Raw genomic sequence first — 13,301 nt, 5'->3', positions numbered from 1 at the left:
TACCTTGAACCGTCGCCAGATGTTACCTCTCAGTTAACCGTCGTTTCGCTGTTGTTCACCTCGGGTGTCGCGGCGTAATGGGTGCTCTGGCGGCACTTCGACGAAAATGAGCGCGAGGCCATCCGGATCGGTCACGTGCATCTCTTTCAAACCCCATGGTTCGCGCCGCGCTTCGCGCGCGATCGACACCCCGCGGCCCTCCAATTCGGCTTGGGTGGCCTCGATGTCGCGGACCTGGAGCCACAGCGCACCGGGGAAGGCCCGCTGGGAGGGATCGGGCGCGCCGTAACCGGCCAGCTCCAGCAAGGACTGGCCAGCGAAAAAGACTGTGCCAGCGCCGTAGTCGCGCCAAATCGCCAGCCCGATCTCGTCGCGGTAGAAGGCTAGCGAGCGCTGATAGTCCGACGGCCGCAGCAGCATCCGACTGGCCAGGATCTCCATGAAATCGTGTCTACCACGTGGCCCCACTCAGCCGTCGGTCTTGCGGTTGGGCTGGATGCTTTGGCGCTGCATGACGGCGTTGACCCAACGCGGGCCGAAGGTGTCCAGCGCCTTGGCGGCGATCGCCATTCGTGGTGCGATGCGCACCGGGCGGGTGCGGGCGGCGGTGATCATCCACTCGCCGGCCTCCTCCGACGTCAGCGCCGGCATTCCCTCGTAGGCCTTGGTCGGCGCGATCATCGGGGTGGCCACCAGTGGGTAGTAGAGCGTGGTGGAGTGCACGCCCTTGTCGCCCCACTCGGTTTCCACCACCCTGCTGACGGTCGACAGCGCGGCCTTCGAGGCGTTGTACACCGAGAACAGCGGTGAGGCCTCCGACAGCACACCCCACGTCGAGACGTTGATGATGTGGCCGTCGCCGCGCTCGATCATCCCGGGTGCCAGCCCGCGGATCAGGCGCAGCGGCGCGTAGTAGTTGAGCACCATGGTGCGCTCGACGTCGTGCCAGCGTTCCAGCGACTCGGCCAGCGGCCGGCGGATGGACCGGCCAGCGTTGTTGATCAGGATGTCGATTCCGCCCAGGCGCTTTTCGACGTCGGCGACCAACGCGTCGACGGCGTCCATGTCCGAGACATCGCACGGGATCGACAGCGCTTCACCGCCGGCGGTGGTGATCCGCTCGGCCAGCGCGTCCAGCAGATCCTGGCGGCGCGCGACGACGACCACGGTGGCGCCCGCCCGGGCGAACTGTTCGGCCGCGGCCTCGCCGATCCCCGACGAGGCCCCGGTGAGCAGGATGCGCTTGCCGGCCAGCTCGATCGGCTTGATCAGCGGGCGGTTGACGAGAATCTGCGGTGCCATGGGGGGTCGCATGGTCGCCAGCACGAACTGGTCGGCGATCCGGCGAAAAGGACTCTTGCTCACGAGACGCGAGTCTAGGTGGGGGCGCGACGCGCCAACCGCGCCGCTCAGAAGTAGCGGGGGAACCGGCTCCAGTCGGGGTCCCGCTTCTCCAGGAAGGCGTCGCGGCCCTCGACGGCCTCATCGGTCATGTACGCCAGCCGGGTGGCCTCGCCCGCGAACAGCTGCTGGCCCACCAGCCCGTCGTCGAGCAGGTTGAACGCGAACTTCAGCATGCGTTGCGCCTGCGGCGATTTGGCGTTGATCTCGCGCGCCCATCCGATGGCCTCCGATTCCAGCTCCGCATGGTCGACGACGGCGTTGACCGCGCCCATGTGGTGCATTTGCTCGGCGGTGTAGGGGCGGCCCAGGAAGAAGATCTCGCGGGCGAACTTCTGGCCGACCTGGCGGGCCAGGTACGCGCTGCCGTAGCCCCCGTCGAAGCTGCCGACGTCGGCGTCGGTCTGCTTGAAGCGGGCGTGCTCGCGGCTGGCCAGGGTGAGGTCGCAGACCACGTGCAGGCTGTGCCCGCCACCGGCCGCCCACCCGTTGACCAGACAGATGACCACCTTGGGCATGAACCGGATCAGTCGTTGGACCTCCAGGATGTGTAACCGGCCGGCGCGGGCGGTGTCGACGGTGTCGGCGGTGTCGCCGCTCGCGTATTGGTAGCCGCTGCGCCCGCGGATGCGCTGATCGCCGCCCGAGCAGAACGCCCAGCCGCCGTCCTTGGGCGATGGCCCGTTGCCGGTGAGCAACACGACGCCGACGTCGGGGGACATCCGGGCGTGGTCGAGCACCCGGTAGAGCTCGTCGACGGTGTGCGGCCGAAACGCGTTGCGCACCTCGGGCCGGTCGAACGCCACCCGCACCGTGGCGTCATCGACGTGCCGGTGATAGGTGATGTCGGTCAGGTCGCCGAACCCGTCCACGGGTCGCCAGGCCTGCGCATCAAAGGGGTTGTCACTCAATGTGTTTGAACTCCTATGCCGGGTCCAGCCGGAACACCGGACACACGCCGGCCAGCGCCTCGAACTCCTCGGGGCGTCCGTCCTTGACCAACCCAGAGCGTTTCATGAAGCCGACGCCGGTGGGCACCTCGGTGGGGTACGCCCGCAGGAACGGCCGCGCCGCGTCGGCGGACAACTCCACCATCCGCACCCGCTCGGAGTGCCGGCCGCGGGCCAGCGTCGCATGCCCGGCGGCGCGGACGTTGCGGATCCAATCCGCACCCGGGAAGCCGCCCACCACATACCTTTTGCCGTCCACCGTCATCGGTGTCACCGGCGTCGAGCGGGGCGTCCCGGACTTGCGTCCGGGCACCGTCAGCACCACCGGGCTTTCGCCGCCGAAGCTCAGGCCGAGCCGCGACATCCGGATGAAGACTTTGTTCGCCGGCTTGAGCCACCACGGTGGTTTCAGCCCGTCGGGCGTTCCCATGTCTGACACAGTAGTCAGGTTTGCGGCGCCTCCAGGAAGGGTTCGACACCGTGCGCCCAGGGATCGGCGCCGGGTGTGGCGACGGCGTCCAGCCGGGCGGTCGCCTCGGCGCTCAGCGTGACGCCGGCCGCGCCAAGGTTCTCCTCGAGGTGGGCGATCGAGCGGGTGCCGGGAATCAGCAACGTGTTCGGCGTGTGGGCCAACAGCCACGCCAGCCCGACCTGGGCGCCGGTGACGCCCAGCTCGCCGGCGATGTCGGTCACCACCGGGTTGTCGGTGACCTTGGGGAAGCCCGGGAACGCCGAGCCGAGCGGGAAGTACGGCACCCAGGCGATGCCCTCGTCCAGGCAGACATCGATCATCTCTTCCTGGGAGCGGTCCAGCAGGCTGTAGGCGTTCTGCACGCACACGATCCCGGCGGGCAGCGCTCGCCGCAGCACGTCGAGCGGCACACTGCTGATCCCGATTGCGCCGATCTTGCCCTCGTCGCGCAGCGCGATCATCTCGGCGAGTTGATCGTCGAGGTCGACGATCTGGTCGCCGTCGGCGGCCGCGCCGGGACCGAGGTCCATCCGCCGCAGATTGACCACCGGAACACGATCCAGACCGAGTTGGCGCAGATCGTCTTCGACGGCGGCGCGCAGCTCGGCGGGCCGTTGCGCGGATGCCAGCGGAATCGGTTCTTCGCCGGTGTAGCGCGCGCCGACCTTGCTGACGATGACGAGGTCGTCCGGGTAGGGCGCGAGCGCCGCGCGGATCCGCCGGTTCACCTCGCCGGGGCCGTAGAACGACGCGGTGTCGACGTGGTTGACGCCGAGCTCGACGGCGCGGCGCAGCACCGCGACCGCGTCGTCGGGTGATGCCTCGAACAGCTGCATGGCGCCGTAGCCCATGCGGGCGACGGGCGTCGTGCCGATGCTGCCGGTACCGCCGGGCTGTGGTTTGTCGGTCATGATGCTCCTTGGCTCGTGACACACTGGAGAAAATGCGGAGGACCCTCCGCTCGGTCAGCGTAGCAGAAACGGAGGAACCTCCGCTTTGGTTGGAAGGTCGGATGCGCGGCGCAACCGCGAACGGCTGCTGGAGGCGGCCACCGCGGCGTTCACCGCGCACGGCGGATCGGTCTCGCTGGAGTCGATCGCCCGCGACGCCGGAGTCGGAATCGGCACGCTCTACCGGCATTTCCCCAACCGGGAAGCCCTGGTCGAGGCGATCTACCGCACTGAGCTCGCCGAGGTGGCCGCGGCGGCCGAGCAGCTGCTCGAGCGGCATCCGCCCAAGACCGCGTTGCGACGCTGGATGGACCGGTACGCGGGGTTCGTAGCCGCCAAGCGCGGAATGGCCGAGTCCCTGCAAGCGATCTTCGACTCGGGCGCCATGGAACCCACCCAGACGCGCGACAGCATCGTCGGCGCGGTCGAGATGCTGTTACAAGCGGGCGCGGACGACGCGACGCTGCGCGCCGACGTGCAGGCCGACGACGTGGTGTCCAGCCTGATCGGCATCTTCCTGGTCAGCGGTTCGCCGGAGCAGACCGGCCGCATGCTCGACCTGCTGGTCGCCGGGGTCGCGGCCCAACCCACGCCTCCACGTCGAACGTGACAACACAGTCACGCTGGGCCGCGAACGTGACTGCAGCGTCACGTTCGACGCAAGGACCTAACCGACCGACCGGGCGGCGCCCTCCCAGAACTGCGCGCGCACGGCCTTCTTGTCCGGCTTGCCCAGCCCGGTCAACGGCAGCGAGTCGGCGAGCACCACGCGCTTGGGCGACTGCACCGAGCCCTTGCGGTCCTTGACCGCGGCCTGAATCTCGGCGGTCATCTTCTCGATTGCGGCGTCGTCGCGGGGCGCGTCGGAGCGCAGCACCACCACCGCGGTGACGGCCTCGCCCCACTTCTCGTCCGGCGCGCCGACCACGCACACCTGGGCGATGGCCGGGTGCTCGGCGACGACGTCCTCGACCTCGCGCGGGAACACGTTGAAACCGCCGGTGACGATCATGTCCTTGACCCGGTCGACGATGAAGTAGAAGCCGTCCTCGTCCTCGCGGGCCATGTCGCCGGTGTGCAGCCAGCCGTCTTTAAAAGTCTTCGCCGTCTCGTCGGGCAGATTCCAGTAACCGCCCGCCAAAAGCGGTCCGCTGACACAGATTTCACCCGGCTCGCCCTGCGGCACCGGCTTGCCGTCCTCACCCAGCAGCGCCACCCGCGCGAAAAGCGTTGGGCGCCCACACGATGTCAGCCGCTTCTCATCGTGCTCGCCCTTGGCCAGGTAGGTGATGGCCATCGGCGCCTCGGACTGCCCGTAGTTCTGGGCGAAGATCTGGCCGAACCGGCGGATTGCCTCGGCCAGCCGCACCGGGTTGATCGCCGACGCGCCGTAATAGACGGTCTGCAGCGACGACAGGTCGCGGGTGTGCGAATCCGGGTGGTCCATCAGCGCATACAGCATTGACGGCACCAGGAACGTGGCCGTAATGCGCTTCTCCTCAATGGTTTTCAGCACATCGGCGGGGTCGAACTTGGGCAGCACATGCATCTCGCCGCCCTTGATCAGGGTGGGTAGGAAATACGCCGCCCCGGCGTGCGAGAGCGGGGTGATCATCAGGAACCGCGGTTCCTCCGGCCACTCCCATTCGCTGAGCTGGATCTGGGTCATGGAGGAGATCGACTGCGCGGTGCCCATCACGCCCTTGGGCTTGCCCGTGGTTCCGCCGGTGTAGGTCAGGCCGATGACCTGATCGGGCGGCAGGTCCGCGGCGGCCAGCGGCTGCGGGTCGTACTTGGCCGCCTCGGCCGCCAGGTCCACCACTTGCCCTTTCAAGCCGTGCAGCTTTTCGGGCACCGGGCCGATGGTGAGGATCTGCTTGAGCCCGGGCACCTTTTCCAGCAACGCCAGCGCGCGCTCGACGAACATCGGGTTGGGGTCGATGATCAGCGAGCTGATGCCGGCGTCGTTGAGCACGTAGGCGTGGTCGTCCAGCGAGCCCAGCGGATGCAGGGCGGTGCGCCGGTAGCCCCGGGTCTGCCCGGCGCCGATGATCAACAGCACCTCGGGACGGTTGAGCGACAGCAGGCCGACCGCGACGCCGGTGCCCGCGCCCAGCGCCTCGAACGCCTGGATGTACTGGCTGATCCGCTCGGCCATCTGACCGCCGGTCAACGTGGTGTCGCCGAGGAACAGCACCGGCTTGGTCTTGTGGCGCTTGAGCGCGCCCACGAGCAGGTGGCCGTTATGGGTCGGGTTGCGCAACAGGTCGTCACTCATGTGGCAAGACTAGAACGTGTTGCAATTTGGGTCAGCTGCACCCTCGGCGACCCTGCCGATCATTAGGATCGCTCCCCATGGGGCAGGCAGATCTCGTCGTCACCGGAACGATCCTGACCGTCGACGAGAGGCGACCTACCGCCGAGGCGCTCGCCGTCGCCGACGGCAAGATCGTCGCCGTCGGCAGCCGCGCCGAGGTCGCCGCATTCACCGGCCCCGACACCCGGACGGTCGACGTCGGTGACGGCTGCGTCATGCCGGGCTTCGTTGAGGCACACGGGCATCCGTTGATGGAGGCGGTCGCCTTGTCGGACCGCATCGTCGACATCCGCCCGGTCACCCTGCGCAATGCGGACGACGTCGTCGTGGCGATCCGCTCTGAGGTCGCCCGGCGGGGCTCCGACGGCGCCTACCTCAACGGCTGGGATCCGCTGCTGCAGAACGGGCTTCCGGAACCGACGCTGAGCTGGCTCGACGGCATCGCGCCGGACAGTCCGCTGGTCATCCTGCACAACTCCGGGCACAAGGCCTACTTCAACTCGCGCGCCGCCAAGCTGCACGGGCTGAACCGTGACACCCCCGACCCCAAGGGCGCCAGATACGGCCGCGACGCCAACGGCGAACTCGACGGCACCGCCGAGGAGACCGGCGCGGTGTTCCCGTTGCTGGGCGGGGCCATCGACTTCGCCGACTACCCGCAGATGCTGCTCGCCGAATGCGCCCGGCTCAACCGCGCCGGCCTGACGACCTGCTCGGAAATGGCCTTCGACCCGAACTTCGGGCCGGTGGTCGAGCAACTGCGTGAGCGGCTCACGGTGCGGCTGCGCACCTACGAGATCTCCAATCCGCAGATGTCCACCGCCGCCACCCCCGGGCAGGGCGACGACGTCCTGCGTCAGGTCGGCATCAAGATCTGGGTCGACGGTTCGCCCTGGATCGGCAACATCGACCTCTCATTCCCCTACCTGGACACCGACGCCACCCGGATCATCGGCGTGGTGCCGGGCTCCTGCGGCTGCGCCAACTACACCGCCGAGCAGCTGCACGAGATCGTCGGCGCCTACTTCCCGCTGGGCTGGCCGATGGCCTGCCACGTGCAGGGCGACGCAGGCGTCGACACCATCCTCGACGTGTACGAAGAGGCCCTGAAGCGCCATCCCCGCGACGACCATCGGCTGCGGCTCGAGCACGTCGGCGCCATCCGGCCCGAGCAGCTGCAGCGCGCCCACGACCTCGGCGTCACCTGCAGCATCTTCGTCGACCAGATCCACTACTGGGGCGATGTCATCGTCGACGGGCTGTTCGGCGAGGAACGCGGAACCCGTTGGATGCCGGCTGGATCCGCGGTGGCCACCGGGATGCGCATCTCGCTGCACAACGACCCGCCGGTGACGCCCGAGGAGCCGCTGCGCAACATCAGCGTGGCCGTGACCCGCACCGCGCCGAGCGGCCGGGTGCTCGGGCCCGAGGAGCGGCTGACCGTCGAGCAGGCGATCCGCGCGCAAACCATCGACGCGGCCTGGCAGCTGTTCTCCGACGACGTGATCGGCTCGCTGGAGGTCGGCAAGTACGCCGATCTGGTGGTGCTGTCCGCCGATCCACGAACCGTGCCGCCCGAGCAGATCGCCGACCTCGAGGTGCGGGCGACGTATCTGGCGGGTCGCCAGGTCTACAGCGAATGACGCCGACGCTCGAGGACCTGCTCGACCGCCTGCATGTGGTGGCGCTGCCCATGCGGGTGCGGTTTCGCGGCATCACCATCCGCGAGGTCGCGCTGATCGACGGCCCGGCGGGCTGGGGCGAGTTCGGGGCCTTCGTCGAATACGAGCCGCGCGAGGCCGCGCACTGGCTGGCGTCGGGCATCGCGGCCGCCTACCGGGAGCCGCCGCCGACCCGCCGCGACCGCGTCCCCATCAACGCGACGGTGCCGGCGGTACCCGCCGCGCAGGTGGCCGAGGTGCTGTCCCGCTTCCCGGGGGCCGGGACGGCCAAGGTGAAGGTCGCCGAGCCCGGGCAGACGCTGGCCGACGACGTCGAGCGGGTCAACGCCGTGCGCGGGCTGGTTCCGACCGTGCGGGTGGACGCCAACGGCGGCTGGAGCGTCGAGGAGGCGGCCGCGGCCGCCGCCGCGTTGACCGCCGACGGCCCGCTGGAATACCTCGAACAACCCTGCGCGACGGTCGACGAGCTCGCCGAGCTGCGCCGGCGGGTCGAGGTACCGATCGCCGCCGACGAAAGCATCCGCAAGGCGGAGGACCCGCTGGCCGTGGTCCGCGCCGGAGCCGCCGACGTCGCGGTGCTCAAAGTTGCTCCGATGGGCGGGATTTCGGCCATGCTCGAAATCGCCGCGCAGATCGACATCCCGGTCGTGGTGTCCAGCGCGCTGGATTCGGCGGTGGGCATCGCCGCCGGGCTGACCGCCGCGGCGGCCCTGCCGCGACTGCGTCATGCCTGCGGGCTGGGCACCGGCGGCCTGTTCGTCGAGGACGTCGCCGAGACCGCCGAGCCCGTCGACGGCTGCCTGCCGGTGGGCCCGGTCACGCCCGATCCGGCGCGGCTGCACGCGTTGGCGGCACCGCCCGAGCGCCGGCAGTGGTGGATCGACCGGGTCAAGACCTGCCATCGGTTGCTTGTACCGTCGACCGAGTGATCAACCTGGCTTACGACGACCGCGGTTCCGGTGAGCCCGTGGTATTTATCGCCGGCCACGGCGGCGCCGGACGGACCTGGCACCCCTACCAAGTACCCGCGTTCATGGCGGCCGGATACCGCGTCATCACCTTCGACAACCGCGGGATCGGCGCCACCGAGAACGCGGACGGCTTCTCGATCCAGACCATGGTCGCCGACACCGCGGCCCTGATCGAGGGCCTGAACGCGGCGCCGGCCCGCATCGTCGGGATGTCGATGGGCGCATTCATCGCCCAGGAACTCATGCTGGCCCGACCCGAGCTGGTCACCTCGGCGGTGCTGATGGGCACCCGCGGCCGCATGGACCGGGCCCGGCAGTTCTTCCGCGACGCCGAGGCCGAGCTGGCCGACGCCGGCGTCGCGCTGCCGGCCGCGTACGAAGCGAAAATCCGCCTGCTGGAAAACTTTTCCCGCAAGACGCTCAACGACGACACCGCCATCGCCGACTGGATCGCGATGTTCTCCACCTGGCCCGTCAAGGCCACTCCCGGCATGCGCGCCCAGCTGGATGTCGCGCCGTACACCAGCCGATTGACCGCCTACCGCAGCATCGCGACCCCGGTGCTGGTGATCGGCTTCTCCGACGACGTGCTCACCCCGCCGTATCTGGGCCGCGAGGTCGCCGACGCGCTGCCCAACGGCCGTTACGTGCAGATCCCCGACACCGGCCATCTCGGCTTCTTCGAGCGGCCGGACGCCGTCAACGCCGCGATGCTCAAGTTCTTCGGCGACGCCAAGGGCTGAGCGCGGTTCACCAGCGCTGTGACAGGCTGTAGGAGTGAACCCCTCGACGACACAGGCTCGCGTCGTCGTTGACGAGCTGATTCGCGGCGGCGTCCGCGACGTGGTGCTTTGCCCCGGTTCACGGAACGCCCCGCTGGCCTTCGCGTTGCAGGACGCCGACCGCTCCGGCCGCATCCGCCTGCACGTCCGCATCGACGAGCGCACCGCCGGCTACCTGGCCATCGGCCTGGCCATCGCCGCCGGCGCGCCGGTCTGTGTCGCCATGACGTCCGGCACCGCCGTCGCCAACCTCGGCCCGGCGGTGATCGAGGCCAACTACGCCCGGGTGCCGCTGATCGTGCTCTCGGCCAACCGGCCCTACGAGCTGCTGGGCACCGGAGCCAACCAGACCATGGAGCAGCTGGGCTACTTCGGCACCCAGGTGCGGGCCACCATCAGCCTCGGCCTGGCCGAGGACGCCCCCGAGCGGCTGGATGCCCTCAACGCCACCTGGCGATCGGCCACCTGCCGGGTGCTGGTGGCCGCCACCGGATCCCGCACCGCCAACGCCGGCCCCGTGCAGTTCGACATCCCGCTGCGCGAGCCCTTGGTACCGGATCCCGAACCTCAAGCGCCGACGCCGCCGGGCCGCCCGGGCGGGCGGCCGTGGACCTACACGCCGCCGGTCAGCTTCGACCAGCCGCTGGAGATCGACCTGGCACCCGACACGGTCGTCATCGCCGGGCACGGCGCGGGTGTGCAGCCCAACCTGGCGCAGCTGCCGACCGTCGCCGAGCCGACGGCGCCCGCTCCGGCGAACCCGCTGCACCCGCTGGCGCTGCCGCTGCTGCGGCCCAAGCAGGTGATCATGCTCGGCCGCCCCACCCTGCACCGGCCGGTGTCGGCGCTGCTGGCCGATTCACAGGTGCCGGTGTTCGCGCTGACCACCGGGCCGCGCTGGCCGGACGTCTCGGGCAATTCGCAGGCCACCGGGACGCGGGCGATCACCTCCGGCGCGCCCAACCCGGCGTGGCTGCAGCGCTGCGCGGAGACCAACCGGCATGCGATGGCCGCCGTCCGTAGCCAGCTCGCGGCGCACCCGCTGACCACCGGCCTGCACGTCGCGGCGGCCGTGGCCGACGCGCTGGTGCCCGGCGATCAGCTGGTGCTCGGGGCCTCCAACCCGGTCCGCGACGCGGCGCTGGTCGGCCTGAAAACCGGCGGCATCCGGGTGCGGTCCAACCGCGGTGTCGCCGGGATCGACGGGACGGTCTCCACGGCCATCGGGGCGGCGCTGGCACACGAACGCGACGGCGGCCCGGACGGCCCGGCGCGCACCGTCGCGCTGATCGGGGACCTGACGTTCGTGCACGACAGTTCAGGGTTGCTGATCGGCCCCACCGAGCCCACGCCGCGCCGGCTGACCATCGTGGTCTCCAACGACAATGGCGGCGGCATCTTCGAACTGCTCGAGCAGGGCGACCCGCGGTTCTCCGACGTGTCGTCACGGGTGTTCGGCACCCCGCACGACGTCGACGTGGGCGCGCTGTGCCGCGCCTACCACGTTGAGAGCCGCCAGATCGAGGTCGGCGAATTGCCCACGGCCCTCGACGAATCCGGGTCCGGGATGCGGGTGCTGGAGGTCAAGGCCGACCGGTCGTCGCTGCGGCAGCTGCACGCCGCCATCAAGGCCGCGCTGTGAGGCGCACCTAGATGGCGGTATCTCCAAAAGTTCTGCTGCGCATCCTGATTCATGGGCGTAGTGACGAACCGCCGAAAACGCGGGCTCGGATTGTGTTGCGGTGGGCCCGGATTGCCGTGCTGATCGTGACCGGCCTGGTCACGCTGCAGTCCATGCTGCTGGTGGCCGGCGCCTGGCGAGACGACATCGCGATCACCCACAACATGGGCGTAGCGCAGGCCGAGGTGCTCAGCGCCGGGCCGCGCCGCTCCACCATCGAATTCGTCACCCCCGAGCGGGTCACCTATCGCCCCGAGCTCGGCGTGCTCTATCCGTCCCATCTGGCCACCGGGATGCGCATCTACGTCGAGTACAACAAGAACGACCCGAACCTGGTGCGCGTGCAGCATCGCAACGCCGGGCTGGCGATCATCCCGGCGGGATCCATCGCGGTGGTGGGCTGGCTGACCGCGGCGGCGATCCTGGTCGCGCTGGCGCTGCTGGACAAGTGGCTGGACCGTCGCGACGCGCCCGGCGACGCACCGGCCGACCCGGCCGCAAAAAGTGTCGGACCTGCAAATTTCGCGTGACGTATACACACAGGCAACCTTGTCGACAGCCGACGCTGACACCGTAGTGATGTGCGCGTTGCCATCGTCGCGGAATCGTTCCTCCCCGAAGTCAACGGTGTCAGCAACTCGGTGATCCGGGTGCTCGAGCATCTGCGCCGGACGGGCCACGAAGCCCTCGTCATCGCCCCCGACACGCCGCCCGGCCAGCCCCGGGCCGATCGCATCTACGACGGGATCCGCGTTCACCGGGTGCCGTCGCGGATGTTCCCCAAGGTGACCACCCTGCCGCTCGGCGTGCCGACGCCCCGGCTGGTGAAGGTGTTGCGCGGATTCGATCCGCACGTGGTGCATCTCGCTTCACCGGCGCTGCTGGGCTACGGCGGGGTGCGGGCGGCGCGGTGGCTGGGGGTGCCGACGGTCGCGGTGTATCAGACCGACGTCCCGGGCTTTGCGGCGAGCTACGGCATTCCGATCACGGCGCGGGCCGCCTGGGCCTGGTTTCGCCATCTGCACGGTCTCGCCGACCGTACCCTGGCGCCATCCAGTGTGACGATGGAATCGCTTGTCGCGCACCGCTTTCCGCGGGTGCACCGGTGGGCGCGCGGCGTCGACGTGCTGCGGTTCGCGCCGTCCGCGCGCAACGAGGCGCTGCGCGCACGGTGGTCGCCGCAGGGCAAGCCGATCGTCGGGTTCGTGGGCCGGCTCGCGCCCGAGAAACATGTCGAGCGACTCATCGGGCTGGCTGCCGGCGGAGCGGTGCAGCTCGTCATCGTGGGCGACGGTGTCGACCGCGACAAGCTGCAATCGGCAATGCCGACAGCGGTTTTCACGGGTGCGCTATACGGCGACGAACTCGCCGCGGCGTACGCCAGCATGGACGTGTTCGTGCATCCCGGTGAGCACGAGACGTTTTGTCAGGTCGTGCAAGAAGCGCTGGCGTCGGGGTTGCCGGTGATCGCCCCCGACGCCGGCGGCCCACGTGACCTCGTCACCCCGTGGCGAACCGGTCTGCTGTTGGCCGTCAACGAGTTCGAGTCCCGGTTGCCCGACGCGGTCGCACACCTGATCGCCGAACGTTCGCGCTACGCGCTGGCCGCCCGGCGCAGCGTGGTCGGCCGGAGCTGGCCGGTCATCTGCGACGAACTCCTCGGCCACTACGAGGCCGTGCTGTCGCCGTTCGTGCGGCGCCAACTGCTGTCCACCCGCCACGCGTTGGGGGAATGAGCTAGGGGCGTGACGTTCCTGTTCACGGTACGGCGTCGAATTCGATTGGCAGCGTGGTCGGTCCGCTCAGCCCGGTGAGGGGCTTCCATGGGGCGGGGCCGGTGCGATGGGCGTTGGGCATGCGCCGTGTCATGATCGCCAAGGCTTCGGCGAGCTCGAGTCGGGCCAGGTTGGCACCCAGGCAATAGTGCATGCCGGCGCCGAACGTCTGCATCGCAGGTGCTCCGACGCGGCTTATGTCGAGTCGGTCGGGGTCGTCATAGACGGCGGGATCGCGGTTGGCGGCGAGTGCATGCTTTTTCGCACGATCCGGTTCACGCCCGAGCGCTGCGGGACGCCCGGGCGTGAACTGGACCCGC

The 13,301-nt window shown here is 69.6% G+C and carries 13 protein-coding genes and 1 pseudogene; 7 read left to right on the top strand and 7 right to left on the bottom strand.

Features of this window, described 5'->3' with window-relative positions:
- Positions 1-33: 33 nt before the first annotated feature.
- The 5 genes from A5760_RS17305 to A5760_RS17285 are packed head-to-tail and all read right to left on the bottom strand — an operon-like array spanning position 34 to position 3,734.
- The gene (locus A5760_RS17305; RefSeq protein WP_064882940.1) at positions 34-441 is read right to left on the bottom strand and encodes a VOC family protein; all 408 of its coding nucleotides are present in this window, start codon (positions 439-441) and stop codon (positions 34-36) included.
- A gap of 27 nt (positions 442-468) precedes the next feature.
- On the bottom strand, positions 469-1,365 hold the full coding sequence (locus tag A5760_RS17300) for an SDR family oxidoreductase (RefSeq protein WP_064882938.1): 897 nt from the start codon (positions 1,363-1,365) through the stop codon (positions 469-471).
- Between the two features lie 44 nt (positions 1,366-1,409).
- Positions 1,410-2,312 (bottom strand): 1,4-dihydroxy-2-naphthoyl-CoA synthase, encoded by a 903-nt coding sequence (locus A5760_RS17295; RefSeq protein WP_064882936.1) that lies wholly within the window; start codon positions 2,310-2,312, stop codon positions 1,410-1,412.
- A gap of 13 nt (positions 2,313-2,325) precedes the next feature.
- Positions 2,326-2,781 carry a nitroreductase family deazaflavin-dependent oxidoreductase gene (locus A5760_RS17290; RefSeq protein WP_064882934.1) on the bottom strand — a complete coding sequence of 152 codons (456 nt, stop codon included), beginning with the start codon at positions 2,779-2,781 and terminating at the stop codon, positions 2,326-2,328.
- A 14-nt stretch (positions 2,782-2,795) separates the two neighbouring features.
- On the bottom strand, positions 2,796-3,734 hold the full coding sequence (locus A5760_RS17285; RefSeq protein WP_064882931.1) for an aldo/keto reductase: 939 nt from the start codon (positions 3,732-3,734) through the stop codon (positions 2,796-2,798).
- Between the two features lie 85 nt (positions 3,735-3,819).
- On the opposite strand from A5760_RS17285, the gene A5760_RS17280 reads away from it, so the two are divergent.
- Positions 3,820-4,383, top strand: a complete 564-nt coding sequence (locus A5760_RS17280) for a TetR/AcrR family transcriptional regulator (protein WP_064882930.1) — start codon at positions 3,820-3,822, stop codon at positions 4,381-4,383.
- Positions 4,384-4,440: 57 nt separating this feature from the next.
- Here the strand turns inward: A5760_RS17280 and fadD8 are convergent, their stop codons facing one another.
- A complete protein-coding gene (fadD8, locus tag A5760_RS17275; protein WP_064882928.1) occupies positions 4,441-6,051 on the bottom strand; it encodes a fatty-acid--CoA ligase FadD8 in 1,611 nt (536 codons plus the stop codon).
- 77 nt (positions 6,052-6,128) lie between these two features.
- On the opposite strand from fadD8, the gene A5760_RS17270 reads away from it, so the two are divergent.
- From A5760_RS17270 to A5760_RS17245, 6 genes are read left to right on the top strand one after another with little or no spacing between them, the layout of a single operon-like run.
- On the top strand, positions 6,129-7,733 hold the full coding sequence (locus A5760_RS17270) for an amidohydrolase (protein WP_064882926.1): 1,605 nt from the start codon (positions 6,129-6,131) through the stop codon (positions 7,731-7,733).
- On the top strand, positions 7,730-8,701 hold the full coding sequence (locus A5760_RS17265) for an o-succinylbenzoate synthase (protein WP_064882924.1): 972 nt from the start codon (positions 7,730-7,732) through the stop codon (positions 8,699-8,701). The genes A5760_RS17270 and A5760_RS17265 overlap by 4 nt, the downstream gene beginning before the upstream one ends.
- Positions 8,698-9,486 carry an alpha/beta fold hydrolase gene (locus A5760_RS17260; protein ID WP_064882922.1) on the top strand — a complete coding sequence of 263 codons (789 nt, stop codon included), beginning with the start codon at positions 8,698-8,700 and terminating at the stop codon, positions 9,484-9,486. The genes A5760_RS17265 and A5760_RS17260 overlap by 4 nt, the downstream gene beginning before the upstream one ends.
- Positions 9,487-9,520: 34 nt before the next feature.
- Positions 9,521-11,167: a 2-succinyl-5-enolpyruvyl-6-hydroxy-3-cyclohexene-1-carboxylic-acid synthase gene (menD, locus tag A5760_RS17255; protein WP_064882920.1), complete on the top strand. Its 1,647-nt coding sequence runs from the start codon at positions 9,521-9,523 to the stop codon at positions 11,165-11,167.
- An 11-nt stretch (positions 11,168-11,178) separates the two neighbouring features.
- The gene (locus tag A5760_RS17250; RefSeq protein WP_064882918.1) at positions 11,179-11,736 is read left to right on the top strand and encodes a DUF3592 domain-containing protein; all 558 of its coding nucleotides are present in this window, start codon (positions 11,179-11,181) and stop codon (positions 11,734-11,736) included.
- Between the two features lie 51 nt (positions 11,737-11,787).
- On the top strand, positions 11,788-12,942 hold the full coding sequence (locus A5760_RS17245) for a glycosyltransferase family 4 protein (protein WP_064882916.1): 1,155 nt from the start codon (positions 11,788-11,790) through the stop codon (positions 12,940-12,942).
- 22 nt (positions 12,943-12,964) lie between these two features.
- On the opposite strand, the pseudogene A5760_RS26215 reads toward A5760_RS17245, so the two are convergent.
- Positions 12,965-13,228, bottom strand: a pseudogene (locus A5760_RS26215) (cytochrome P450); the annotation flags it as partial.
- Between the last annotated feature and the right edge of the window lie 73 nt (positions 13,229-13,301).

Source organism: Mycobacterium colombiense (assembly GCF_001665835.1).
Lineage (GTDB): Bacteria > Actinomycetota > Actinomycetes > Mycobacteriales > Mycobacteriaceae > Mycobacterium > Mycobacterium colombiense_A.
Note: the sequence above shows the minus strand (reverse complement) of the source record. Positions and strands in the feature narration are given on the sequence as shown.